Source organism: Rhodobacter capsulatus (assembly GCF_005144475.1).
Taxonomy (GTDB): domain Bacteria; phylum Pseudomonadota; class Alphaproteobacteria; order Rhodobacterales; family Rhodobacteraceae; genus Rhodobacter; species Rhodobacter capsulatus_C.
In genome coordinates, this window is record NZ_SWJZ01000063.1 from 48,478 (window position 1) to 72,273 (window position 23,796).

Consider the following 23,796-nt stretch of genomic DNA (forward strand, 5'->3'; position numbering starts at 1 on the left):
CCCTGCGTCTTGCCGGATCTCTCGATCAGATCAGCTTGCCCATCGCCACGGCGGTATCGGACATGCGGTTCGAGAAGCCCCATTCGTTGTCGTACCAGGTCAGGATGCGGACCATCGTGCCGTCCATCACCTTGGTCTGGTCCATGTGGAACACCGAGGAATGCGGGTCGTGGTTGAAGTCCGTCGACACGTTCGGCTGGTCGGTGAAGCCGAGGATGCCTTTGAGCGGGCCATTGGCCGCCGCACGGATCGCCTCGTTCACCTCGGCGACGGTGGTGGCGCGCTTGGCTTCGAACACTAGATCCACGACCGAGACATTCGGCGTCGGCACGCGGATCGCGACGCCGTCAAGCTTGCCCTTCAGTTCCGGCAGCACGAGGCCGACGGCCTTGGCGGCGCCGGTCGAGGTCGGGATCATCGAGAGCGCGGCGGCGCGGGCGCGGTACAGATCCTTGTGCATCGTGTCGAGCGTCGGCTGGTCACCGGTGTAGCTGTGGATCGTCGTCATGAAGCCCTTTTCGATGCCGATCGCATCATTGAGGACTTTCGCCACCGGCGACAGGCAGTTGGTGGTGCAGGACGCGTTCGAGACGATGATGTCGTCTTTCGTCAGCGTGTCGTGGTTCACGCCGAAGACGATGGTCTTGTCGGCATTGTCGCCGGGCGCCGAGATCAGCACGCGCTTCGAGCCGTTCTGCAGGTGGGCGGCGCATTTTTCCTTCGAGGTGAAGATGCCGGTGCATTCGAGCGCCACATCGACATCGCCCCAGGGCAGCTCGGCCGGGTTGCGGATCGCGGTCACCTTGATCGGGCCGCGGCCGACGTCGATCCAGTCCTCGCCCGTCGTCACCGTGGCCGGGAAACGGCCGTGAACGCTGTCAAAGCGCAGCAGGTGGGCATTGGTTTCCACCGGGCCGAGATCGTTGATCGCCACGACTTCAATATCGGTCCGCCCCGATTCGATGATCGCGCGCAGCACGTTGCGCCCGATGCGTCCGAATCCGTTGATCGCCACCTTCACCGCCATCTCAGCCTCCTTTGGCTCGGTCCTCAAGTCGCCGCTACCTTGGTCAAGATGCGGGAAAGGTCAACAGCAGAAACCCGTTCCGACACAATTTCGAGCGCGGAAATCGCGCTTGCGGCCCCGGTCGCGCGCGCAAGCGCTACCGCCAGAAGGCGATCCAGTCGATCAGCAGAAAGGTCTTGCGGGCGAGGAACAGAAATCCCGCGCCCTGTCCGAAAACCGCATCGGCCAGGATGGCCAGGGCCAGAACCAGCCCCAGCCGGATCGCGATGGTGTTGGTCATCCGCAGCCCTCAAGGTCGGGGCGGGGTCACCGCCCGCCGCGCCCGTCACGTTAGCCGAGGCGAGCGCCCGGGTGAAGCCCGTCGCGACCGGGCGCGGATCCGGCCGGGGGCGGGTTACTCGCCATCCTCCGCCACAAGGAAGATTTCGCCCTTCGATTCGAGGTCGCGGATCGCGCTGACGATCTCGTTCATCGCCTCCTCGACGTCCTTTTCCTTGACCTTGCCAAGGTTCGCCATCTCGTCGCGCAGGTTCTGCGCCATCCGTTGCGACATGTTCGCCAGGATGAATTCGGCCGATTTCGCACTGTCGCCCTTGGCCCCCGCCAGCGCCAGGATGAGCCGGGACTGATCGACGGCGCGCAGGATCTTCGGAATGTCGCGCGGCTCGATGCGGACATGGATGTTGGTGAAGGTGAAGATCGCCTTGCGCACCTGTTCGGCGAATTCCTTGTCGTCCTCTTCAAGCCCCTTGAGCACAGAGTCGCGGGTGACGGCGGGCGAGAAGTTGAGGATGGCGCCGACGCGTTCCACCGGCCCGGTCTCGAAGGCCTTGACCGGCGCGGCATCGAGCTGATCGGCCAGCGCGGCGCCGATGCGCTGCACGGTTTCGGGCGCGACATTGCCGGTCAGCGAGACGGCATAGGTCAGCCGCCGCGCCCGGTCCGACGGCATCTTGCCCAGCAGTTCCGCCGATTTCGACACCGAGAGTTTCGAGAGCATCACCGCCCCCACCTCGATGCTTTCTTCCAGAAGCACCGGCAGCAGCACATCGGCGGACAGGCCCGTCACCCGTTCCCAGGGATCGGCGCGCGAGGTGCCGGTGGCCATGCGACGGATCCGGGTGGCGGCCGAGGCCGAGAGCTGACCGTCCAGAAGTTTCAAGGCGCCATCCAGCCCGCCGGGGAAGGCCAGCCCGACGGCTTGCAATTCGGTGCAGAATTCTTCGACCACCTGATGCAGCGTGTCGCGGTCGATCAGCCGCATCTGCGCGATCGATTCGGCCAGTTGCGTCTGCTGGTCGTCCGACAGCTCCATCAGGGGAAGCTTCTGCCCCTCCGACGACAAGAGCCGCACGATGATCGCAGCCTTTTGCCGCCGCGACAGCGTCGGCCGCGGCGTCTGCCCGGGCATGGCGAGCTGCCCAAGCGGCGATCTGGGGGTGATGGCGTTCACGAGCGTCTCCGATCCGTCTTGTCCGGAGAGCTTCGCAGCAAGCGGTTAAACCGCGGTTAGCAACGCCCGGGCAGGGGCAAAATACCTGCCCGGGCAAAGTGTTCCGTGTCGTCGCTTACGCGCCGAAGACGCTGGTTTTGCGTTTTGCGCTTCGTCGCTTACGCGCCGAAGACGCGGGCGAAGATCGTGTCGACATGCTTGGTGTGATAGCCCAGATCGAATTTCTCCTCGATCTCGGCGGGCGACAGCGCGGCGGTCACCTCGGGGTCGGCCAGAAGCTCGGTCTTGAAATCTGCGCCCTGTTCCCAGACCTTCATCGCGTTGCGTTGCACCAGCCGGTAGCTGTCCTCGCGCGACACGCCCGCTTGCGTCAGCGCCAGAAGCACCCGCTGGCTCATCACCAGGCCTTTGAACTTGTTCATGTTCTTCAGCATGTTGTCGGGGTAGATCACCAGATTTTCGATCACGCCCGCCAGCCGGTTCAGCGCGAAATCCAGCGTGATCGTCGCATCCGGGCCGATGCCGCGCTCGACCGAGCTGTGCGAGATGTCGCGTTCATGCCAAAGCGCGACGTTTTCCATCGCCGGCACGACGCACATCCGCACCAGACGCGCCAGCCCGGTCAGGTTCTCTGTCAGAACTGGGTTCCTTTTGTGCGGCATCGCCGAGGAGCCCTTTTGCCCCTTCGAGAAAAACTCTTCCGCCTCAAGCACTTCGGTGCGCTGCATGTGGCGGATTTCAATGGCGCAATTCTCGATCGACGAGGCGATGACGCCAAGCGTCGCAAAGAACATCGCATGGCGGTCGCGCGGAATGACCTGGGTCGAGATCGGTTCCGGGATCAGACCCAGCTGCGCGCAGACATGTTCCTCGACCCGCGGGTCGATGTTGGCGAAGGTGCCGACGGCGCCCGAAATCGCCCCGGTCGCCACTTCGGCGCGGGCATTGACCAGACGGGCGCGGCCCCGGTCCATCTCGGCGTAAAACCGCGCGAAGGTCAGGCCCATCGTCGTCGGTTCGGCATGGATGCCGTGCGAGCGGCCGATGCGGACCGTGTCCTTGTGTTCAAAGGCGCGCTTTTTCAGCGCCGCCAGAACGCGGTCCATGTCTTTCAAAAGAATATCGCAAGCCCGCACCAGCTGGATGTTCAGCGTGGTATCGAGCACGTCCGAGGAGGTCATGCCCTGATGCACGAAGCGCGCATCATCCGACCCGATATGCTCGGCCAGATGGGTCAGGAAGGCGATCACGTCATGCTTCGTCACCGCCTCGATCTCGTCGATGCGGGCGACGTCGAATTCGACGTCCTTCGCGCGCCAGACCGCCTCGGCATTGGCCTTCGGGATCACGCCAAGCGCGGCTTGCGCGTCGCAGGCATGGGCCTCGATCTCGTACCAGATCTTGAATTTCGTGGCGGGTTCCCAGATGTCGACCATCTCTTTGCGGGCATAGCGCGGGATCATGGGCAGGCCTCTTGCTTGTGACGGGGTTGCCGGGTGCATAGACTGAGACCCTGTTTGGGGCAAGGCAAAGGGCGGGTCAGGATGCCGCAATTGAACGATTTTCGCGGGATCTGGGCGCTGTCGCGCCGGATCGTGCAGGCAAACGGCCCCGAGGGGCGGTTCACCGGGCAGGCGGTCTTCACCGCCGAGGGCGCCGGGCTGCGCTATCACGAGGCGGGGCAGCTGGTGCTGGCGGGCGAGGCGCCGATGCAGGCCGAGCGCGACTATCTGTGGCATGCCGAGGGCGGTCAGATCGTCGTGCGGTTCGAGGATGGCCGCGACTTTCACCGCTTTGCGCCGGATGCACCCGAGGCCGCGCATTGGTGCGATCCGGATGATTACCGCGTCCGCTATGATTTCGCGCCTTGGCCCGCATGGTCGGTCGAATGGCGCGTCACCGGGCCGCGCAAGGATTACGTAATGATCTCGCGTTACACTCGCGCCTGAGGGTCCGCCCTCCTTTGCCGCCCGGCGAAGTCCCCCCGGAATGCTCCGGCCCGAAGCTGACGGGGTTTGCGTCTTCTCCGGCTTCGGGATCCGACCTCCGGGGGGAGGTGCGGCGCGAAATCACCCGGCCTGCTGCCAAATCGCGCGTTGCAAAGCTTGTAACCGTCTTGAAAACCTGCAAATCAGGGACAGAATAGCCGGGGGACGGAATGCGAGGGAGGCGCCATGATGAAGCGTGAGGCCGCGGGGCCAGGCCCGGGGCGGCTGCGTCATCTGGGGCCGCTGATCATCGGCTTTTCGCTCCTTGGACTGGGGCTTTTTGCCCTTCATCATCTGCTGAAGCCGGTCGATTTCGCCGATGTGATCGCGCAGATGCGCGCCACCCCGATCGAGACGCTGGCGATCGCGCTTGGCGCCACCGCGCTTGGCTACGGGGCGCTGATCGGCTATGATTTCTGGGCGCTGCAATATCTGGAAAAGAAACTGCCGCTGCGGGTCGTCGCCCTGGGTGGCTTTCTGGGCTATGCCTTTGGCAACACGATCGGAATTTCGGTCCTCTCGGGCGGGGCCGTGCGCTATCGGATCTATTCCGCCTTCGGGCTGAACGCCTTCGAAGTGGCGGCGCTGGCCTCTTACATCGCGCTGGCCATGGGCACGGGGCTGTCGCTGGTGGGGGTCTTTGCGCTTGCCGCGCATCCGTCGGCGCTCAGCGGGCTTTTGCCGCTTTCCGAAACCACGATCCGGGCGCTGGCGCTGGCCGGGGGCCTTGGCACTTTGGGGCTGCTGTATGCGCTTGGCATTTCCGGCCGGGTGCTGCGCGTCGGCCGTTTCGACATCGCCATGCCGCGCCCGCGCATCCTGACCGGGCAGATGGTGATCGCGCTCTTTGACAGCTCGATGGCGGCGCTGACGCTTTATGTCCTTTTGCCTGCGGGCGCCCCCGATTTCGTCACCTTCCTCGCCATCTATGCCACCGCGACGATGATCGGCGTGATCACCCATGTCCCGGGGGGCGTCGGCGTGTTCGAGACCGTCGTCATCGCCGCCATGCCCAAGGGCACCGCGGTCGGAGAGGTCGCCGCGGCGCTTTTGATGTTCCGCATGATCTATTACCTGCTGCCCTTCGCGCTGGCCTTCGTGATCGTGTCGCTGAACGAGGCGCGGCTCGCAGGTGGTTGGGCGCGCAGGCTTTTCGGCGATATTTCCGAACCGATGCGGCCCGCCTTCAAGGCCATTGCCGGCATGGTGCCCTGGCTTTCGGGCGCCTGGGCCTTCGGCTTTGGCGCTTATCTGATGGCGGTGTCGATCCTGCCCACGGTGGCGCCGCTGCATGATCCCGACGACCTTGTCGGGCTGATCCTGCTTGAGGGCGGCGCGCTGGTGTCGGCCGTCACCGGCGTCGTTCTGGTGATCCTGTCGCACGGGCTGATCCGCCGCGTCACCGGCGCCTTCTGGCTGACGCTTCTGACGTTGGGCGGTGGCATCGCCGCGGTCTTGCTGCGCAGCTTCGACATTGAAAGCGCGGCGCTTCTGACCCTTGGCGCGCTCGCGCTCTGGCCGTTCCGGGGCGAATTCTACCGTCAGGCGAAGATCACCGAGGGGGTGCTCGGCCCGGCCTGGATCGCGCTTGTGACCATCGTCATCGCCTCGGTGGCGCTGTTCTTCGTCTTCATCCATGCCGCGACGCCCTATTCGCACATGTTCTGGTTCGACTTCGCCCAGGACGCAAGCGCGCCGCGGTCGCTCCGCGCGGGCGTCACCGGCTCGGCCGTGCTGGTGATCTTCACCATTTTCCTCGCGCTCAAACCCTCGTCGAAACAGCGGCCGCAAACCATGGCGCAGGCGCTGCGGCTGGCGGGCGAGATCGTGTCGGGCCAATCCGACCCGCAGGCCTGTCTGGCGCTGTCGGGCGACAAGGAATTCCGCTTTGCCGAAAGCGGCACTGCGTTTTTGATGTTCGCGCGGCGGCGCACGTCCTGGGTCTGCATGGGCGATCCGGTGGGCGATCAGCGCTATTTCGACGATCTGGGCTGGGGTTTCGTCGAGGCGGCGCAGCAGGCCAATTGCCGTCCGGTCTTTTACGAGCTTTCCGAACGGCACGTGCCCTTCATGATCGAGATGGGTCTGGCCGCGCATCGGATGGGCGAGGAGGCGGTGGTGAACCTGACCAAGGCCTCGCTGTCGGGCACGCGGCTTGCCGGGCTGCGCACGGCGTATGAACAGGCCCGGCGCGAGGGGCTGCGCTTCAAGGTGCTTGCCCCGCCGCATGCGCCCGAACTGATCGCGGCCTTGAAACCGATCTCGGAAAGCTTCCTCAAGCATCGGATCGGACAGGAAAAACGCTTCTCGGTCGGGCGCTTCGACGCGGCCTATCTGAACCGTTTCCCGCTCGCCGTGATGTGGCGCGGGGCCGAGCCCGTGGCCTTTGCCGCGCTGCTGGCGCCGGGGGCGGGCAAGCGCGTCGCCATCGACGTGATGCGCTACCGCCCCGAGGATGCGCCCGCGCTGATCGGCTTCATGTTCTTCGCGCTGATCGATCATTACAAGACCGCGGGGGCGGCCGAGCTCAGCCTGGGTCTGGCCCCGCTGTCGGGTCTGGGCGCGCGGCGCACGGCGCGGCTGTGGGACCGGTTCGGGCCGCTGATGTTCCGCCACGGCGGCGCCTTCCGCAGCTTCGACGATCTGCGCGCCTACAAGGCGCAATTCGGCCCGGAATGGCGGCCGCGCTACATCGCGCTGCCGGTCGGCGTCTCGCCGATGGTGGCGATGGCCGATGTGGCGGGGCTGATCGCGGCCGGACGCGGCGGGCTGTTGCGGCGCAACGCGGGCTGATCAGTCGTCAAGGCCCTGCATCAGCCGCAGCCGCAGCCAGGCATTGTCCGAGGCGATCATGCCCGGGATCAACAGCGCATCCAGCGCCCACCACAGCGCCACGACGGCGAGCGGCAGATAGCCGACCAGCAGCACCGTCAGCGCCGAGCCGATCCCGAACAGGATCAGCATCAAAAGCCCCGAGACCCAGCGCCCCAGATAGAAGCGGTGCACGCCGAAGAAGCCAAGGAAAAACCACAGCAGATAGGCGACAAGGGCCGAGCGGCTCTCGTTCGCGACGCGTTGTTCGATGTAAAGCGCACGGGTGTCGTTCATGTGAACCTCCTTCACATGAAAGCCATATGGGGAGGCGCGGCGCCGCAAACAAGACCGCCGCCGGTCAACGGGCGTAAACGGCGGTCCAGAAAGTGATCTTGCCGTCGGCGGCGGTGGCGGTGCCGATGCCGAAATCGCGCAGGGAGGCGATGGTGATATTGGCGCGGTGCTTCGGCGAGGCGCTCCATTGCGCCAGGGTGCCGTTCAGCTCGAACCGCCCGGCGGCGATGTTTTCGGCAATGGTTTGCGGGCGATAGCCCATTTGCCGCGCGCGCGCCATCGGCCCGGCGGTGGCGCTGCCCGCATGGGTCATCGTGCCCCGGTTGGCCATGTCGCAGGCATGGGCGGCGGCAACGCGGTCCAGCACCGGATTGGAGCGCATCGGCGCCAGCCCCGCCTGCGCCCGGGTCGCATTGGTGACGGCAAGCCCGGTCGCGGCCATCGCCGCGCTGGTGGCCGGGCAGCTGGCCCGCCCGGCGGCGGCCACGGCAACATCGCCGTGCCCGTCCGTCCAGACCACCCGGCCGGGCAGACGCGGCCCGGCGGCAGCGCCCGGCTCGGGCGGGGGCGCGATGGGGGCGGCCCCGCAAGCGGCAAGGCAGAGCAGGGCAAGGACTGCGGCGGGGCGGGTGAGCATGCTGATCTCCGTCGAACTGAACAGACGGACATCCTAAGCCACGCGCCCGGGGGATCAAAAGCCGAACTGCGCGCAATATGACGCAAAACCGCGTCACTGCGCGGGATCATGCCTGCCGTCTCGGCAGGAGGGCAAGGCCCCGTCGGGGCCCTTGCCCGCTGCGTCCGGCTCAGCCCGCCGGCACCGGCGGCACGGCGGCGGCCGGCATGCCCGCGTTCATTTCAAGCTGTAGCCGCAGCCGCTGCTGCGCGGTGTTGTCGGTGATCATGCCGGGGATCAGGAAGGCATCGACGATCATCCAGATCGCGACGACAAGCAGGAAGGCAAAGCCGACGTAGAAGATCGCAGTCAGCCAGCCGAGGATCAAAAGCCCGAGCATGATCGCGCCCGAGCCGGTTTTCCCGAGATAGAAGCGGTGCACCCCGAACCCGCCCAGAAAGAACCAGAGCAGATAGGCCACGAGGGTCGATTTCTTGTCATTCGCCAGGCGTTGCTCGACGAGGATCAGTTGTTCGGTCGTAAGAGTCATTTTGGGCCTCAAAAAGTGAATCAACGCAGCCAGTGGAGCAGCGTCTTTCCGAAACACAAGAAAAAACTGTCACGGAATTTTGAGCTTCCCGTCATGCGGTCGGCGCAGGCGCCTACCTCCGCTCGACCACGCCGAACCAGCCCTTGCCGGTCCAGGTCTCGAAGCCCTCGGTGCGGTGAAAGCCGATCAGGCCATCGCCCTGCGCGCACCAGCCATTCGCCTGATCCGCGGGCAGGGCGAGCTGCGTCACCCGCTCGGCGCCCGGACCGCGGGCCGCCAGAACCCGGCCCGCCGCATCGACCAGATAGCCGCGCATCTCGCCGTCCTCGTCGCAAAAGCGCAGGCTTTTCAGCACCGCCGCGGCCTGCGGCGCCCAGTCGAATTGCGTCACCAGAAGCCCGATCACCGCGCCGGTCCGCGCCCCGCCCATCCGCACCGGCGTCGCCCAGGCCATCGTCGCCCGTCCGCCCAGATGCGCCGAGATCTCGACATCGCCCGCCACGAACCCATCGCCATCCCGCACCGCCATCGCAGGCGAAAACCAATGCGCGCCAGAGACTTGCGCCCCCGTCACCGGATAGCGGCCGGGCCGGCCATTGGCCAGAACCCGACCGTCGAGCCCGACGAGCCAGATGTCCGCATAGACCGTGTAGGCGTCCAGGATCACGCCAAGCCGCTGCCCGGCGCGGCGCAGCCTGTCGCGGTCCTGATGGTGCGCGGCCGCGACCAGATCGGCATCGGTCGCCCACCAGCGCACGTCGCAGGAGCGCTCATACAGATTTCGGTCGATCAGATCGACGGCGGTGAAGGCGCTGTCCACCAGCCGCGTGCCGGTCGCCGCGATCGAGAGCTGCGACACCATCTGTTCCAGCCCCGAGAGCCGCGCCTTCAGCGTCTCGCCCAGCTGGTTCGCGATCTCGCCGATCTGCCCCGAGACCTTGCGCACCTCCTCGGCCACCAGCGCGAATCCCGCCCCCTGCTGGCCCACCCGCGCCGCCTCGATCCGGGCGTTCAGGCCCAGCACGTTCATCTGCTTGGTGATCTGCGCGATCCGGTCCACCGTGACGCCGGTGATTTCAGAGGCATCGCGTGTTTCGGACGCGATCGAGGCAAGGGTTGGGGCAGGGGGCATTCGCTACTCGAAGATGTTGTGGTCCGCTGCAGATAGACTTCCGGTTCTTAATCCCGGGTAAATCCTTTCCAGCCCCTGAACAGCCTTGCCAAAATGTCGCGGCAGCGAAAAAAGGCGGCCCGAAGGCCGCCTTTTCCAGCGTCTTGCCCCAAAAGCGGGCGGCGTCGGAACTCAGGCTTTCGCCAGATTGCGCAGCACGTAATGCAGCACGCCGCCGTTCTTCAGATATTCGATCTCGACCTCGGTATCGATCCGGCTCTTGATCATGATCTTGGTCAGCGTGCCGTCCTTGCGCAGGATCGTGCAGGGCACCAGCGAGAGCGGCTTGATCTCGCCTTCAAGGCCCTCGATCGTCACCACCTCGTCGCCGGTCAGGCCCAGCGACTTGCGGTTTTGGCCCTCGGTGAACTCGAAGGGAATGACCCCCATGCCGATCAGGTTCGAGCGGTGGATGCGCTCGAAGCTTTCCGCGACCACCGCCTTGACGCCCAGAAGGTTCGTGCCCTTGGCCGCCCAGTCGCGCGAGGAGCCCGCGCCGTATTCGATGCCGCCAAAGATCACCAGCGGGATATTCGCCGCCTGATAGGCCATCGAGGCGTCGTAGATCGAGGTTTGCACCCCGTCCGGACCCTTGGTGTAGCCGCCTTCGACGCCGTCCAGCATCTCGTTCTTGATGCGGATGTTGGCGAAGGTGCCGCGCATCATCACTTCATGGTTGCCCCGGCGCGAGCCGTAGCTGTTGAAGTCCTGCGGGGCGACGCCGCGCTCGGTCAGGTATTTGCCCGCGGGGGTAGAGGGTTTGAACGAGCCCGCCGGGCTGATGTGGTCGGTGGTGATCATGTCGCCCAGAACCGCCAGCACATGCGCGCCGACGACGTTTGAGATCACCCCCGGTTCCTTGGCCATGCCGCGGAAATAGGGCGGGTTCTGGATGTAGGTCGAGGCGGCGGGCCAGTCATAGGTCTCGCCCTCGGTGGTTTTCACGCCCTGCCAGTTCGCGTCGCCCTTGAAGACATCGGCGTATTTCGACAGGAACGCCGCGCGCGTGACGCATTTTTCCACCAGTTCGGCGATTTCCGCATCGGTCGGCCAGATGTCTTTCAGGAACACCGGCTTGCCCTCGGGCGTGGTCGCGATCGCTTCGGTGGTCAGGTCGATATTCATGTCGCCCGCGATGGCGTAAGCCACGACAAGCGGCGGCGAGGCGAGGAAGTTCGCCCGCACATCCGGGCTGATCCGGCCTTCGAAGTTGCGGTTGCCCGAGAGCACGGCCGCGGCCACAAGGTCGTTCTCGTTGATCGCCTTGGAGATTTCCGGCGTGCCGAGCGGGCCCGAGTTGCCGATGCAGGTGGTGCAGCCGAAGCCCACGATGTTGAAGCCAAGCGCGTCGAGGTCTTCCTGCAGGTTCGCGGCTTTCAGATATTCCTCAACCACTTGCGACCCGGGGGCGAGCGAGGTCTTGACCCAGGGCTTCGCCTTCAGCCCCAGCGCGCGGGCCTTGCGCGCCACCAGACCGGCGCCGATCAGCACATAGGGGTTCGAGGTGTTGGTGCACGACGTGATCGAGGCGATCACCACCGAGCCATCGCCGACGGTGTAGTCCTTGCCGTCCACCGAAACCGTTTTCACGCCGGTCTCGGCCGCGCCCTTGGCGGTGCGATAGTCGGCGACGACCTTGGCGAAAGTCGATTTCGCATCGGTCAGCGGCAGGTAATCCTGCGGCCGTTTCGGCCCCGAGATCGCCGGAACGATCGTCGACATGTCCAGTTCCAGCGTCGAGGAATAGATCGGCGCGTAATCGGCGCCGCGCCAGAAGCCGTTTTCCTTCGCGTAGGCCTCGACCAGCGCGATGCGGTCCTCGGACCGGCCGGTCTGGCGCAGATAGCGCAGGGTCTCGTCGTCGATCGGGAAGAAGCCGCAGGTGGCGCCATATTCGGGGGCCATGTTGGCGATGGTCGAGCGCTGCGCCAGCGGCAGTTTATCAAGGCCTTCGCCCCAGAATTCGACGAATTTGCCGACGACACCGTGTTTGCGCAGCATCTGCACGACCTTGAGCACCAGATCGGTGCCGGTGCAGCCCTCGCGCAGCGCGCCGGTCAGCTTGAAGCCGACAACCTCCGGGATCAGCATCGAGACGGGCTGGCCCAGCATCGCCGCCTCGGCCTCGATCCCGCCGACACCCCAGCCCAGAACCGCCATGCCGTTGACCATCGTCGTGTGGCTGTCGGTGCCCACCAGCGTATCCGGGTAAGCCACCAGATCGCCGTTCTGATCGGTGTCAGTCCAGACCGTCTGCGCCAGATATTCGACGTTCACCTGATGGCAGATGCCGGTGCCGGGCGGCACGACGCGGAAGTTTTCAAACGCGCCCTGACCCCATTTCAGGAACTGGTAGCGCTCCATGTTGCGTTCATATTCCAGCTCGACGTTGCGCTGGAACGCCCGCGGCGTGCCGAATTCGTCGATCATCACCGAATGGTCGATGACCAGATCGACCGGAACGAGCGGGTTGATCTTTTTCGCATCGCCGCCAAGCGCCTTGATGCCGTCGCGCATCGCGGCCAGATCGACCACCGCCGGAACGCCGGTGAAATCCTGCATCAAGACGCGCGCCGGGCGATAGGCGATCTCGCGCGGGTTCTTGCCGCCCAGCTTCGCCCAGTCGCCGAAGGCCTTGATATCCTCGACCGAGACCGAGAAGCCGCCGTCTTCAAAGCGCAGCAGGTTTTCCAGCACCACCTTGAGCGCGGCGGGCAGGCGCGAGAAATCGCCCAGACCCGCAGCCTGCGCCGCGGGGATCGAGTAATAGGCGTAGCTCTGTGCGCCGACCTGAAGCTGGCGACGGGTCTTGGCGGTATCCTTGCCGGTGACGACGGTCATCTGGGTGGGCCTCCCATGGCTGAAAGAATGCGTTATCGCGTGTTTGCCCGATGCGGCGGAGTCGTTCAAGGGGGGCTCTGCATTTTTGTATACCATTGCACACCGATTTTCCCGCCCACCCCGCGGCAGGGCGTCGCACTGCAACCGCCGGGTGTCATCGCAAAACCTTGATTGGCCCTGCGCGCGGCGCCGGTTTAGGAGGGGGGCTGCAGTAAGAGCGAGGCATCATGGCACGCGCGACCCTCAGCGCCGCGATTGAAGGCATGATCCTGTCGGGCTTTCTGGCCGTCGCTCCCGTCGTCGCATGGGGGCAGGCCGGGCCGACGGGGGGCTTTGGCGCCGGTCCGTCCGGGGCCGCAAACCCCTATGGCGGTGCCTTTGTCGGCGGCTCCGGACCGGCACCGTTGCCGCCCGCGCTGGCGGGCGAGGGCCGTCTGGTCCAGGCCGAGCTTACGGTGCCCGCGCCCGGGTCTTTGCCGGGGGCCTCGCTGGTCGAAAGCCTGAACCGGGCGCTGGAGCGCGCGATCGGGCAGACGGCGGCGAAACCGCAGACGAATGCGCTGATCGCGCCCGCGGCGGCGCCCGCCCCCTCGCCGGTGGTGGTCGAGCTGTTCACCTCGCAGGGGTGTTCCGCCTGTCCGCCCGCCGATGCGGCGCTGGCCAAGGTGGCGGCGCGGCCCGATGTTCTGGCGCTGTCGCTGCATGTCGATTACTGGGATTATCTGGGCTGGGAAGATCCCTTTGCCCAGCCCGCCTTCACCGCGCGGCAAAAGGCCTATGCCCGCGCCGCCGGTCTGCGCACGCTGTACACGCCACAGGTGATCGTTGCGGGCACGCAATCGCTGGTCTCGCCCGCCGATCCCGAGCTGGACGCCGCCATCGCCACGGCCTATGCCGCGCCGCCGGTCGTGGCGATGACGGTCAGCCGCGGCGCCGAGCCGGGCCAGTTCGCGATTGACCTGTCGGCGCCGCGCCCGCTCAAGCAAGGCACCGTGGTGCAGATCGTGCGCTATGTGCCGCAGGCCCGGGTGGAGATCCTGCGCGGCGAAAACGCCGGTCAGGTGCTGGATTTCACCAATGTGGTGACCGCCTGGCATGCGGTGGCGGATTGGGACGGCAAGGCCCCGGTGCGGCTGAAGGCGAAGATCGAGGGCGAGGAACCGGCGGTGGTGATCGTGCAGACCGCGCTGCCGGGCAAGACCGTGCCGCTGCCGGGCGCGATTCTGGCGGCGGGCTGGCTGCGCTGAGAAGCCCCGACCCCGTAACAGGGTCTTCCGTTACAGGTTCTTCCAGCGCCGGTGGATCCAGAACCATTGCCCGGGATGGGCGCGCACCCGCGCCTCCAGCCGGTCGTTGAATTCCTGACACATCGCCTCGGGCGTGGCGGGCGGGATCGGGTCTTCGACCTCGATCACGAAGCTGAAACCGTCGGGCTGGCGGGTGGCGAAGATCGGGATCAGCGGCACGTCATAGCGCAGCGCCACCTCGGCCGCCGAAAGCGCGGTGCGGGCCTTGCGGCCGAAAAAGGTCAGATCGGCGCCCGAACTCAGATACTGGTCGATGGCAAGACCGATCATCCCGCCCTCTTGCAGAAAGCGCATCATCTGCGCCATGCCGCGGCGGTTGCGCGGAAAGAGCGGCTTGGCGATGCGCTCGATCGCGGCGATGTAGCGGGTGTTGAAGTCGCGGTTGTCCATCGGGCGGTAGAGCGCGCCCATCCGGTAGCCGCGCCCGACCAGCCCGCCGCGGAAGACGTCGTAATTGCCGAAATGCCCCGAGACGAGCACGACGCCCTTGCCCTCGGCGTTGCGCTGTTCCAACAGCGCCGCGCCCGGGCCGGTGAGCGGCAGATCGCGGCAGCGCGCGACGAATTCCGGCCCCGAGAAGATCTCGGCCAAGGTCCGGCCGACATTGTCGGGCACGGCGCGGACCAGACGTTCGACCTCGGCTTCGGGCAGATCGGGCAGGGCGATGGCCAGATTGGCGCGGATGCGCTTGCGCCAGCCCGCCAAAGGCGCCACCACCTCGGCGAAGAACCGTCCCGAGAGCGCGACGCGCTGACGATAGGGCAAAAGCCCCAACACCCGGACCGTCGCGCCAAAGGCCCGCGCCGAAAGCAGATCGCGCAGCCGTTGCCGGGAAAAGCCGTCGTCTTCGGACATCTTGCTCACTCGTTTCCTGTCTCGGATCTGGCGTCGGCTTTGGCTTCGGCCCGTTCGCGCGACCAGACATAGACACCCGCCGCCACGATCACAAGGGCGCCGATAATAGTATAAAAATCAGGAAGTTGCGCGAAGAACGCCCAGCCCCAGAGCCCCGAGAAGATCAGATCGGAATAGCCGAAAGGTGCGATCGAGCCCGCCTCGGCCTTGCGGAAGGCGACGATCAGCGCGGCCTGACCCACGGCGCCCAGCGCCCCGACGGCCAGGAAAAGCGGCAGATCGATCGGCGCCACCTCCTGCCAGAAGAAGGGCAGGGCAAGCGAGGAGAGCCCGGTGCCGACCATCGCCGACCACAGGACCGAGGTGGCGGTGGAATCAAACCGCACCACCCGCGTCAAGAGCGCGCCGCCCGCATAGGTGAAACAGGCCAGAAGCGCCAGGATCGCCGCCGGATGCATCACGCCCGCGCCCGGGCGCAGCACGATCAGCGCACCGGTGAAAGCCGCGACGATGCCGATGATCCGCCCCGCGCCCAGTTTCTCGCCCAGAAACAGCGCCGCTCCCAGCGTGATCAGCACCGGCGACAGCGCCCCCAGCGCCGCCGCATCGGCCAGCCCGATATAGCGGATCGCGATGAAGAACAGCGCCACCGTGCCCATCTGGAAACAGCCGCGCAGGAATTGCAGCCCCGGCTGGTGCGAGCGCACAAGCGTCAGCAGCCTGCCGCGAAAGAGCAGCGTCACCAGCGCCAGATTGACCGCGAACCGCGCCCAGACCACCATCGCGGGCGGGTAATCCTGCGCCAGTTTCTTTGCCGCCACATCCATCAGCCCAAAGAGCATCAGCGCCAGCAGGAACAGTCCGATGCCCTGCGCGGTGGCCTTGGCCTTCGCCTCGGCCGCCAGCCGAACGGAGGAGGGGGCCGTCTCCGGCCCCCCCGCGTGTCCCGTCGCCGCGTCGCGCAGATCGCTCACAGCAGGCTCTTGACCTTGGCGGCGATCGCCTCGGGGGTGATCCCGAATTCGGCGTAAAGCCGCTCGGCCGGGGCCGAGGCGCCAAAGCCCTCCATTCCGACAAAGCCCGCCTTGCGCTCCATCCCGCGTTCGCCCAGAAGCCAGCGGTCCCAGGGCTGCCGGATCGCGGCTTCGACCGCCACACGCACGCCGCCCGCGGGCAGGATGCGCTTGCGGTAGGCCTCGTCCTGCGCCGCGAAGAGCTCCATGCAGGGCATCGAGACGACACGGGTGCCGATCGCTTCGGCCTGCAACAGCGCCCGCGCCTTCAGCGCGATCTCGACCTCGGAGCCGGTCGCCATCAGGATCGCCTGGCGCTTGCCCTCGGCCTCGGCGATGACATAGGCGCCCTTGGCGGTCAGGTTCTTCGCCTCGTGCTTGGTGCGCAGCGTGGGCAGGTTCTGCCGCGACAGCGCCAGCACCGAGGGCGTGCGTTCCGACGACAGCGCCAGTTCCCAGGCCTCGGCGGTCTCGATCACGTCGGCCGGGCGGAAGGTCCAGGTGTTCGGCGTCGCGCGGCAGATCGCCAGATGCTCGACCGGCTGGTGCGTCGGGCCATCCTCGCCCAGACCAATCGAGTCATGCGTCATCACATAGACGGTGGGCACGCCCATCAGCGACGAGAGCCGCATCGCACCGCGCGCATAGTCGGTGAAGCAGAAGAAGGTGCCGCCATAGGGCCGCACGCCGCCATGCAGATACATGCCGTTCATCGCCGCCGCCATCGCATGTTCGCGAATGCCGTAGCGCATGTAGCGGCCCTTATGGTTGCCGGGCATGAAATCCTCGATATCCGAGGTTTTCGTCAGGTTCGACCCCGTCAGGTCGGCCGAGCCGCCGATGGTTTCGGGCACCACCGGGTTGACCGCGGCCAGCACCATTTCCGACGCCTTGCGGGTGGCGACCTTCGGTGCGGCTTCCGATTGCGCCTTCTTGAAGGCGCGGATCGCCCCCGCCAGTTTCGGCGCGACGCCGCGCGCCATCTGACGCTCGAATTCGGCGCGCTTGCCCGCGGGCAGGGCGGCCAGACGGGCTTCCCATTCGGCGCGTTCCGCGGCGCCCTTGGCCCCGATCGCTTCCCACTCCGCCTTGATCTCGGCCGGGATCACGAAGGGACCATGCTCCCAGCCGTAAGCCTCGCGGGTCAGCTTGATTTCCGCATCGCCCAGGGGCGCGCCATGCACCGCATAGCTGTCGGCCTTGTTCGGGCTGCCGAAACCGATCAGCGTCTTGCAGTCGACCAGCACCGGCCGCTTGGCCTTTTTCGCCGCCGTCAGCGCGCGGTCGATGTCTTCGGCGTCATGGCCGTCGCAGGACAGCACATCCCAGCCCGAGGCGGCAAAGCGCGCCTTCTGGTCGGTCACGTCCGAGACCGTCACCCGGCCGTCGATGGTGATGTTGTTGTTGTCCCAAAGCACGATCAGGTTATCAAGTTCCTGCTTGCCCGCCAGACCGATGGCCTCCTGGCTGATGCCTTCCATCAGACAGCCGTCGCCCGCGATGACCCAGATCTTGTGATCGACGATCTTCTTGCCGAACCGCGCCGCCATGGATTTTTCCGCAATCGCCATGCCGACGGCGGTCGAGATCCCCTGACCCAGCGGGCCGGTGGTGGTCTCGACCCCTTCCAGATGGCCATATTCCGGGTGCCCCGCCATCCGCGCGCCCCATTGCCGGAAGTTCTTCACTTCGTCGAGCGTCGCTTGTTCGTAGCCGGTCAGGTGCAAGAGCGCATAAAGCAGCATCGAGCCATGGCCCGCCGACAGCACGAACCGGTCGCGATCCGCCCAGTTCGGGGCTTTCGCGTCGAATTTCAGATGGTTGCGGAACAGGACCGTGGCGACATCGGCCATGCCCATCGGCATGCCGGGGTGGCCCGAATTGGCCGCCTGCACGGCATCGATCGCCAGCACGCGGATCGCGGTGGCAAGCTTCCAGTGATCGGGGGTCTTGGCCCGCAGAGCGGCGAGATCCATGAGGGTGCGTCCTTTGTTGCGCCGAAATCTTCGGTGACGGTGATAACAGGGATCGGGGCAGATTCAAGCTTGGCTCCCAAGTGCTTGATGCAAAAAGGTGGGAGGAGCGCGGCGCAGTCGCTAGAATGGGGCAGGGCCCCGGGCGGATGCGATTCGCCGCGGGGCATTGTCGCACCGCCGCCGCCCCGCCTGCGTGGGCGGCGCGTTGACGGCGGCGACCGGATGAACGAGACGAACGACAAGAACGAAGACCAAGGGCAGTTAGCGAGGATGGCATGACCGAATTGGCCGAATATGAGCGCCGCATCGCCTTTGCGCTGGAACGCATCGGACGCGGCGTCGAGACGCTGGGCGATCTGCGCGTGGCGGCTCTGGCTGCGGCTGCGGCGGTGCCCGCGCCAGAATCCGAGCCGGAGCCCGTGCCGGAGCCCGCACCTGAACCCGTGCCAGACATCGCGGCGGCCCCCGTGGCCGTCGAGACCGGGCCCGCGCCCGAGGTGCTGGCGCTGCAGGCGGAACTCGAGGCCGAGCGCGCCGCCTCGGCGCAGCTGACCGAGCGGGTGCTGGCGATCCGCGAAAAGCAGGAAACGACGCTGGCGGCGCTGGAACGACGGCTGACCCAGGCGACGCGGGCGCTCGAAGCGGTGCAGGTCGAGGCGAACCGGCTCAAGCGGGCCAACAACGATCTGATCGAGGTGAACCGGCAGCTGATCGACGGGGCGGGGCGGATCGATCCGGCGCTCGTCAACCTGTCGATGCAGGCCGAGCTGGAGGCGCTGCGGGCGGCCCGGGCCTGGGAGGCTTCGGAGCTGTCGGAGATCGTCACCGGGCTGGCCCCGATCGTGGCGGCGCATGTGAAGGGACAACCGGCGGGGGGCTCGGACAATGGCTGAGTTGCGCATCACCATCGGCGGGCGCGATTTCGACGTGGCCTGTCAGGAGGGCGAGGAACAATATCTGCGCGCCGCGGCGGCGATGCTGGACAATGAGGCGCAGTCGCTCTCGCAGCAGCTGGGCCGCATTCCCGAGGCGCGGATGCTGCTCATGGCGGGGCTGATGCTGGCCGACAAGGCGGCGGGCGCCGAGGACAATGTCCGGGTGCTGAGCGCGCGCGTCGAGGCGCTCGAATCGCAGCTCGCTGCGGCAAAGGCGCATCCGGTCCGCATCGAGGTGCCGGTGGTGCCCGCGGCGGTGACCGAAACCCTGGCCGAGATCGCCGCCCGCGCCGAGGCGCTGGCCGACCGGGTCGAAGAGGCCGCGGCCGGCTGAGCCGGCGCGCGGCGCGCGAAAAAGGGGTGTGACGGCGGTCCCGTCACACCCCTTTTCTTTTCCGGCCCGTCTTTCGGGTCCGTCAGGTCAGGCGAAGCGCCACAGGAACACGCCCGACCACAGCAGCGCCAGAATCGCCGTGGTCAGCAGATGCGAGGGCGGGGCGCTGCGCAGCACCGCCGCCCAGGCCCGGCGCAGCGACGGCGCAAGGGGCAGGGCGGCACGCGGCAGGGCGGCGAAGGCAAGGGCGGTACTCATGGTGGGCTCCTGTCCTTGGGGCAAGGGAAGATCTTCCATAAAATCTACCGCATAAGTCGAGTATATCAAGGGAATAATCCCGCTTTATTTCGTCGTGATTAAGCGGAAATCTTCTTCGCGGCGCTGCGCAAAGCCAAAGGGCCGATCTGAAGATCGGCCCGCAACAGCTTCAAGACAAAGGGATATCAGCCTTCAAGCAGCTTTGCCGCGGGATTGCCCGCCGTCAGCATGTCTTCCAGCGTGAGCGAGTCGATCAGCACCAGATAGGACCAGAACACCTCGGCAAAGACCTTGCGGATGCGGCAGGCGGCCTCGTCGTGGCAATCGTCGCAGGGCTGATAGGCGCTGCGCGACAGGCAGGGCAAGGGCGCGATCGGCCCGTCGATGCGGCGCAGCAGCTCCGAAATCGACACGTCGCGCGGCGCCTTCAACAGGCTGTAGCCGCCCGACCGGCCGCGGATCGAGGCGACGACCCCGGCCTTGCGCAGATCCAGCAGGATATGCTCCAGAAACCGCTTCGGCGTGCCGGACCGGGTGGCGATCTCCTCGATCGTCAGCGCCTGCGGGCTGTCGCGCCGGGCCTCGTCGGCCAGTTCCAGAAGCGCCTTGAGCGCATATTTCATCTTCTGCGTGATCATGTCCCAGCCTTACGGGGGCGCGGGGCGTTTATCAATGTCGATCTTGTCGGGCTTTCGGGCATTTTTCACCCCACCGCGCCGCGTCGCCCCGGTCCGGCCACGACCGGCGCCACGATCGGGGCTGCGACGTTTCGACGCTTTCCCCGTTGCCAAGACCGCGGTTCCGGCGTAGCCCGGTTCCGCAACCCGAGGCGCGGAAACCGACGATGACCCTTGCCGCTTTTTCCCTTGCGGTGCTGGCGCTGCTGCTGGCGCCGGGGCCGACGAACACGCTGATGGCGGTCGCGGGCGCCAGTCACGGGCTGCGCCGGGTGGTGCGGCTGGTTCCGGCCGAACTTGCGGGCTATCTTCTTACGGTTGTGCCGCTCGCGCTGATGGGGGCGGGTCTGATGGCCAGGGCGCCCGGCGCGGCGCTGCTGCTCAAGCTGGCGGCGGCGCTTTGGGTGATGGTTCTGGCGTTGCGGCTGTGGCGGTCGGGGGCGGCGGGGGCCGAGGGCTTCGCTATCGGCGCCGGGCGGATCTTCGTCACCACGGCGCTCAACCCCAAGGCGCTGATTTTCGGCCTTGTGCTGGTGCCCGCGCCAAGCCCGGCCGAGGTCGCGGCGCGGCTGGCGGTGTTTTGCGGACTGGTGGTCGCGGTGGCGCTGCTCTGGGGCGGGTTCGGGGCGCTTGGCCATGCGCGCGCGGGCGGGGCGCGCGCGGGTGGGCTGCAGCCCGGACGGTTGCGCCGGATCGCCTCGGGCTGGCTGGCGCTGGTCTCGGTCTCGCTGCTCTGGGGGGCGTTGCGCGGCTGACCGGCGCGGGGGCGTTAATCCCTTGGCAAACCTTCGTCTTTAGTCCTGATCTTCCGCTGACGAAGGAGATCGGGATGCCCAAGCCGCTTGTTCTTGCCGCGCGCCTGCTGGCGCTTTGGGCGCTGGTTTCGGGTCTGGGGGCCGCGCCGGTCGCGGCGCAGCAGGCCTCGGGCGGCGGCGATCTGGCCTTTGCGCAGGTGGCGCCGCTGGCCGGGCCCGCGGCGGCGCTTGGCACCGGGATGAACCTCGGGATCAGTGCCGCTTTTGCAGAGGCGAACCGGGCGGGCGGCGTGCTGGGGCGGAAGCTGCGGCTGGAGGCCTTTGACGACGGCTACGAGCCCGAAACCTCGGCCGAGCGCACCCGGGCGGTGATTGCGGGCAATGCCCATCTGGCGCTGATCGGGGCGGTGGGCACGCCGACCTCGCAGGCGACGCAGCCCCTGGCCGAGGCGGCGGGGCTGCCCTTCATCGGTCCCTTCACCGGCGCGGCCTTTCTGCGCGATCCGAAATTGCGCAATGTTTTCAACCTGCGCCCCTCTTATGGTGCCGAGGCCGAGGCCTGGGTCCAGCATCTGGTCGAGACCCGGGGCAAGCGCAGGATCGGCATTCTTTATCAAGATGACAGTTTCGGCCGGGCCGGGCTGGCGGCGCTGGAGGCGGCGCTTGCGAAACGCGGATTGCAGCTGGCGGCGCGCGGCGCCTATGTGCGCAACACCCTGGCGGTGAAGACCGCGCTTTTGGGCCTGCGCCGCGCCGAGGTGGAGGCGGTGGTGCTGGTCGGCGCCTACAAGCCGGTGGCGGAATTCGTCCGCGTCGCCCATCGCATCGGCTACCGCCCCGAGATGGTCAACATCTCCTTTGTCGGCACCGATGCGCTCGTGTCCGAACTCGGCGCCGAGGGCGCGGGGGTGGTGATCTCGCAGGTCGTGCCCTATCCGTTCGACACCGATCTGCCGGTGGTGGCGCGCTATCAGGCGGCGCTGAAGGCGCTTGATTCGGCGGCGGTGCCCGGTTTCGTCTCGTTCGAGGGCTATCTGACCGGCCGTCTGGCGCTGGCCGCGCTGGCTGCGGCGGGGCCGAATCCGACCCGGGCCAGCTATCTGGCGGCGCTGCAAAATCTGCGCGCGGTCGATCTGGACGGGCTGCGGCTGCAGTTCGGCCCGGGCGACAATCAGGGTCTGGATCAGGTGTTTCTGACGGTGATCTCGCCCGAGGGGACGATTGCCGAAATGCCCCCCGCGGCCCCCGCGCCCGGGACCGGCGGCTGAGCGATCCGGGGGAATGCGCATGACCCGCTTCACCAGCCTTTTCGCCAGCGTCGGCGCGAAGATCGTCGGCATCGTGCTGGCGCTTTTGACGATGACCGCGCTGGCGGTCGGCATCAGCCTTGACGTCTTTCGCGACACCGACGCCATCGTCCGCGATCTGATCGAGCAGGAAGTGCCCGCGCTGCGCCAGACCATGGCGCTTTCGGGCGCGACCGGGGATCTGGGGCAGGCGATGGTCGACATTCTTTCGGCCGCCACGCCCGACGACCTGCAGGCGGCGCGGCAGCACCTGCAGCGGACGCAGGCCGGGCTTGACGCCGCGCTGCGCGACGCCCCCGCGGGCCTGCGCGATGCGGTCGGCACGATCGGCGCGCGGGCGGGCGATCTGGTCGATGCCCGGCAGCAGGGCTTTGCGGCGCTGGCCGAAACCGATACGGCCGTGGCGGGCATCTTCGAGGTGAACACCCGCATCTCCGAACGGCTGGTCGAGATCGGCGACGATGCCTATTTCAACATGGTGATGGGCGGCGAGGCGGCTTCGGGCCGGGTGAAGACCACGCTGGAAGATCTGGTCGACCGCGATTTCGCCCGGCTCAGCGATGCGCTGGCCTTGCGGGTCGAGGTGAACGTGCTGCGCGGCGCGGCGCTGGCGATGGTGCCGGGGCTGGATGTCGCCGGTCAGGCGATCGTGCGCGACAGCGTGGCCGCGGGCGAAAGCCGGATGCAGGACAAGATCTTTGCCATCGAGGCGACGGGCCCTCTGGCGCCCCTGCGGGCCGATCTGGCGCTTCTGGCCGATCTGGCGCGCGATCTGGCGCGGCCCGGCAGCCATGACAATCCGCAATTACGCCAGCAGATTCAAAGCCTTGCGACCAAGGTCGATCTGGGCCTTGGCGTGGCCGTCGATGATCTGGCCTTCGCGCTGACGCTGAACGCGATCGAGGCGGGCAAGGCCAATGCGACGACGATCGACACGCTTCTGACCCGCGACGTCGCGCCGATGATCGAGGCGGCGCGGATCGAGGCGCGGGCGCGCGATCTGGTCGCCTCGGCGCTGCGGCTGGCGCTGAGCCGCAGTCTGGAAAGCTATGAGCGCGAAAGTGCGGCGCTGGAGGCCGCGCGGGCGGTGGTGGCGGGGCAGATGGCGCAGCTGCCGCCGGATCTGGTGCCCTTGCTGCGCGATCTTCTGGACCGGACCGATCCGGCGAAGGGGCTGGCGCAGGCGCATCTGCGCGCGATCAAGGCGCGGGCCGCCGCCGAGACCGCTTTTGACGCCGCCAATGCGGCGATGGAGACGATCACCACCGGGGCGGCCACGGCGGCCGAAACGGTGCTCGGGCGGATCGACGGCACCAGCGGCGCGGTGCATGACCGCACCTCCGGGGCGATCGGCACGCTGCTGGCGCTGGCGGGGCTGAGCGCGGTCTTCGGGCTTCTGGCACCGCTTCTGGCCTGGCTTGGCATCGTGCGGCCGCTGCGGCGGGTGACGCAGGCGACGGCGCGGCTGGCGGCGGGCGACACCGGCGCGGTGGACGGGTTGCGGCCGGGGGCGGGCGAGATCGGCGCGCTGGCCGGGGCGCTGACGGTGTTTCGCGATGCCATGAACGACCGCGCCCGGCGCATGCGCGAGGACATGGACCGGGCCGGGGCGGCGGCTGCGGCCG

General features: G+C 67.1%; 22 protein-coding genes. 8 read left to right on the forward strand and 14 right to left on the reverse strand.

Annotated features, from left to right (window positions below; all coding sequences use genetic code 11):
* Positions 1-25: 25 nt before the first annotated feature.
* From gap to purB, 4 genes are all read right to left on the reverse strand, one after another.
* The gene (gap, locus tag FBT96_RS14510; protein WP_136907876.1) at positions 26-1,027 is read right to left on the reverse strand and encodes a type I glyceraldehyde-3-phosphate dehydrogenase; all 1,002 of its coding nucleotides are present in this window, start codon (positions 1,025-1,027) and stop codon (positions 26-28) included.
* Between the two features lie 136 nt (positions 1,028-1,163).
* Positions 1,164-1,307: a hypothetical protein gene (locus FBT96_RS14515; protein WP_055212864.1), complete on the reverse strand. Its 144-nt coding sequence runs from the start codon at positions 1,305-1,307 to the stop codon at positions 1,164-1,166.
* A gap of 114 nt (positions 1,308-1,421) precedes the next feature.
* Positions 1,422-2,480 (reverse strand): flagellar motor switch protein FliG, encoded by a 1,059-nt coding sequence (locus FBT96_RS14520; protein ID WP_136907878.1) that lies wholly within the window; start codon positions 2,478-2,480, stop codon positions 1,422-1,424.
* 158 nt (positions 2,481-2,638) lie between these two features.
* Positions 2,639-3,943, reverse strand: coding sequence for an adenylosuccinate lyase (gene purB / locus FBT96_RS14525; protein ID WP_136907880.1), 1,305 nt, complete (start codon positions 3,941-3,943; stop codon positions 2,639-2,641).
* An 81-nt stretch (positions 3,944-4,024) separates the two neighbouring features.
* On the opposite strand from purB, the gene FBT96_RS14530 reads away from it, so the two are divergent.
* Together FBT96_RS14530 and mprF are read left to right on the forward strand one after the other, a co-directional pair.
* Positions 4,025-4,429 carry a DUF6314 family protein gene (locus tag FBT96_RS14530; protein ID WP_136907882.1) on the forward strand — a complete coding sequence of 135 codons (405 nt, stop codon included), beginning with the start codon at positions 4,025-4,027 and terminating at the stop codon, positions 4,427-4,429.
* Between the two features lie 225 nt (positions 4,430-4,654).
* The gene (gene mprF, locus FBT96_RS14535; RefSeq protein WP_136907884.1) at positions 4,655-7,261 is read left to right on the forward strand and encodes a bifunctional lysylphosphatidylglycerol flippase/synthetase MprF; all 2,607 of its coding nucleotides are present in this window, start codon (positions 4,655-4,657) and stop codon (positions 7,259-7,261) included.
* Here the strand turns inward: mprF and FBT96_RS14540 are convergent, their stop codons facing one another.
* The 5 genes from FBT96_RS14540 to acnA all read right to left on the reverse strand — a co-directional run bounded on the left by FBT96_RS14540 (position 7,262) and on the right by acnA (position 12,754).
* Positions 7,262-7,576, reverse strand: a complete 315-nt coding sequence (locus FBT96_RS14540; protein ID WP_136907886.1) for a TM2 domain-containing protein — start codon at positions 7,574-7,576, stop codon at positions 7,262-7,264.
* Between the two features lie 64 nt (positions 7,577-7,640).
* Complete coding sequence (locus FBT96_RS14545; protein ID WP_136907888.1) at positions 7,641-8,213, reverse strand: CAP domain-containing protein; 573 nt, start codon at positions 8,211-8,213, stop codon at positions 7,641-7,643.
* 169 nt (positions 8,214-8,382) lie between these two features.
* Positions 8,383-8,742 (reverse strand): TM2 domain-containing protein, encoded by a 360-nt coding sequence (locus FBT96_RS14550; protein ID WP_136907890.1) that lies wholly within the window; start codon positions 8,740-8,742, stop codon positions 8,383-8,385.
* Positions 8,743-8,854: 112 nt separating this feature from the next.
* On the reverse strand, positions 8,855-9,874 hold the full coding sequence (locus FBT96_RS14555) for a methyl-accepting chemotaxis protein (protein ID WP_136907892.1): 1,020 nt from the start codon (positions 9,872-9,874) through the stop codon (positions 8,855-8,857).
* A 171-nt stretch (positions 9,875-10,045) separates the two neighbouring features.
* Entirely contained in the window at positions 10,046-12,754 is a 2,709-nt protein-coding gene (acnA, locus tag FBT96_RS14560; protein WP_136907894.1) for an aconitate hydratase AcnA, read from the reverse strand.
* A 227-nt stretch (positions 12,755-12,981) separates the two neighbouring features.
* Between acnA and FBT96_RS21320 the strand changes: the two genes are divergently transcribed.
* Positions 12,982-14,001: a DUF1223 domain-containing protein gene (locus FBT96_RS21320; protein ID WP_249306512.1), complete on the forward strand. Its 1,020-nt coding sequence runs from the start codon at positions 12,982-12,984 to the stop codon at positions 13,999-14,001.
* Positions 14,002-14,031: 30 nt separating this feature from the next.
* Here the strand turns inward: FBT96_RS21320 and FBT96_RS14570 are convergent, their stop codons facing one another.
* From FBT96_RS14570 to tkt, 3 genes are read right to left on the reverse strand one after another with little or no spacing between them, the layout of a single operon-like run.
* Positions 14,032-14,916 (reverse strand): lysophospholipid acyltransferase family protein, encoded by an 885-nt coding sequence (locus FBT96_RS14570; RefSeq protein WP_136907896.1) that lies wholly within the window; start codon positions 14,914-14,916, stop codon positions 14,032-14,034.
* Between the two features lie 5 nt (positions 14,917-14,921).
* Positions 14,922-15,890 (reverse strand): DMT family transporter, encoded by a 969-nt coding sequence (locus tag FBT96_RS14575; protein ID WP_136907898.1) that lies wholly within the window; start codon positions 15,888-15,890, stop codon positions 14,922-14,924.
* On the reverse strand, positions 15,887-17,905 hold the full coding sequence (tkt, locus tag FBT96_RS14580; protein ID WP_136907900.1) for a transketolase: 2,019 nt from the start codon (positions 17,903-17,905) through the stop codon (positions 15,887-15,889). Before tkt ends, FBT96_RS14575 begins: the two co-directional genes overlap by 4 nt.
* Before the next feature lie 275 nt (positions 17,906-18,180).
* On the opposite strand from tkt, the gene FBT96_RS14585 reads away from it, so the two are divergent.
* The gene (locus tag FBT96_RS14585; protein ID WP_136907902.1) at positions 18,181-18,798 is read left to right on the forward strand and encodes a hypothetical protein; all 618 of its coding nucleotides are present in this window, start codon (positions 18,181-18,183) and stop codon (positions 18,796-18,798) included.
* Positions 18,791-19,174: a cell division protein ZapA gene (locus FBT96_RS14590; protein ID WP_013067853.1), complete on the forward strand. Its 384-nt coding sequence runs from the start codon at positions 18,791-18,793 to the stop codon at positions 19,172-19,174. The genes FBT96_RS14585 and FBT96_RS14590 overlap by 8 nt, the downstream gene beginning before the upstream one ends.
* 87 nt (positions 19,175-19,261) lie before the next feature.
* Here FBT96_RS14590 and FBT96_RS20800 read toward each other — a convergent pair whose 3' ends face one another.
* Together FBT96_RS20800 and FBT96_RS14595 are read right to left on the reverse strand one after the other, a co-directional pair.
* The gene (locus tag FBT96_RS20800) at positions 19,262-19,432 is read right to left on the reverse strand and encodes a hypothetical protein (protein ID WP_169583485.1); all 171 of its coding nucleotides are present in this window, start codon (positions 19,430-19,432) and stop codon (positions 19,262-19,264) included.
* A gap of 185 nt (positions 19,433-19,617) precedes the next feature.
* A complete protein-coding gene (locus tag FBT96_RS14595) occupies positions 19,618-20,070 on the reverse strand; it encodes an Rrf2 family transcriptional regulator (RefSeq protein WP_136907904.1) in 453 nt (150 codons plus the stop codon).
* A 206-nt stretch (positions 20,071-20,276) separates the two neighbouring features.
* Here FBT96_RS14595 and FBT96_RS14600 point away from each other — a divergent pair, with 206 nt between their 5' ends.
* The 3 genes from FBT96_RS14600 to FBT96_RS14610 all read left to right on the forward strand — a co-directional run.
* On the forward strand, positions 20,277-20,864 hold the full coding sequence (locus FBT96_RS14600; RefSeq protein WP_136907907.1) for a hypothetical protein: 588 nt from the start codon (positions 20,277-20,279) through the stop codon (positions 20,862-20,864).
* Positions 20,865-20,938: 74 nt separating this feature from the next.
* Complete coding sequence (locus FBT96_RS14605; protein ID WP_136907909.1) at positions 20,939-22,132, forward strand: ABC transporter substrate-binding protein; 1,194 nt, start codon at positions 20,939-20,941, stop codon at positions 22,130-22,132.
* Positions 22,133-22,151: 19 nt separating this feature from the next.
* On the forward strand, positions 22,152-23,796 hold a 1,645-nt coding region (locus tag FBT96_RS14610; protein ID WP_136907911.1), incomplete at its 3' end, for a HAMP domain-containing protein.

Bases quoted from the DNA above. Each gene is read 5' to 3' on its own strand.
- FBT96_RS14585 (WP_136907902.1), top strand. From the start codon at position 18,181: ATGACCGAATTGGCCGAATATGAGCGCCGCATCGCCTTTGCGCTGGAA.
- mprF (WP_136907884.1), top strand. From the start codon at position 4,655: ATGATGAAGCGTGAGGCCGCGGGGCCAGGCCCGGGGCGGCTGCGTCAT.
- FBT96_RS14595 (WP_136907904.1), bottom strand. From the start codon at position 20,070: ATGATCACGCAGAAGATGAAATATGCGCTCAAGGCGCTTCTGGAACTG.
- FBT96_RS14600 (WP_136907907.1), top strand. From the start codon at position 20,277: ATGACCCTTGCCGCTTTTTCCCTTGCGGTGCTGGCGCTGCTGCTGGCG.
- FBT96_RS14530 (WP_136907882.1), top strand. From the start codon at position 4,025: ATGCCGCAATTGAACGATTTTCGCGGGATCTGGGCGCTGTCGCGCCGG.
- FBT96_RS14570 (WP_136907896.1), bottom strand. From the start codon at position 14,916: ATGTCCGAAGACGACGGCTTTTCCCGGCAACGGCTGCGCGATCTGCTT.
- FBT96_RS14540 (WP_136907886.1), bottom strand. From the start codon at position 7,576: ATGAACGACACCCGTGCGCTTTACATCGAACAACGCGTCGCGAACGAG.
- FBT96_RS14545 (WP_136907888.1), bottom strand. From the start codon at position 8,213: ATGCTCACCCGCCCCGCCGCAGTCCTTGCCCTGCTCTGCCTTGCCGCT.
- gap (WP_136907876.1), bottom strand. From the start codon at position 1,027: ATGGCGGTGAAGGTGGCGATCAACGGATTCGGACGCATCGGGCGCAAC.
- purB (WP_136907880.1), bottom strand. From the start codon at position 3,943: ATGATCCCGCGCTATGCCCGCAAAGAGATGGTCGACATCTGGGAACCC.
- FBT96_RS14515 (WP_055212864.1), bottom strand. From the start codon at position 1,307: ATGACCAACACCATCGCGATCCGGCTGGGGCTGGTTCTGGCCCTGGCC.
- FBT96_RS14555 (WP_136907892.1), bottom strand. From the start codon at position 9,874: ATGCCCCCTGCCCCAACCCTTGCCTCGATCGCGTCCGAAACACGCGAT.
- FBT96_RS21320 (WP_249306512.1), top strand. From the start codon at position 12,982: ATGGCACGCGCGACCCTCAGCGCCGCGATTGAAGGCATGATCCTGTCG.
- FBT96_RS14590 (WP_013067853.1), top strand. From the start codon at position 18,791: ATGGCTGAGTTGCGCATCACCATCGGCGGGCGCGATTTCGACGTGGCC.
- acnA (WP_136907894.1), bottom strand. From the start codon at position 12,754: ATGACCGTCGTCACCGGCAAGGATACCGCCAAGACCCGTCGCCAGCTT.
- tkt (WP_136907900.1), bottom strand. From the start codon at position 17,905: ATGGATCTCGCCGCTCTGCGGGCCAAGACCCCCGATCACTGGAAGCTT.
- FBT96_RS20800 (WP_169583485.1), bottom strand. From the start codon at position 19,432: ATGAGTACCGCCCTTGCCTTCGCCGCCCTGCCGCGTGCCGCCCTGCCC.
- FBT96_RS14605 (WP_136907909.1), top strand. From the start codon at position 20,939: ATGCCCAAGCCGCTTGTTCTTGCCGCGCGCCTGCTGGCGCTTTGGGCG.
- FBT96_RS14550 (WP_136907890.1), bottom strand. From the start codon at position 8,742: ATGACTCTTACGACCGAACAACTGATCCTCGTCGAGCAACGCCTGGCG.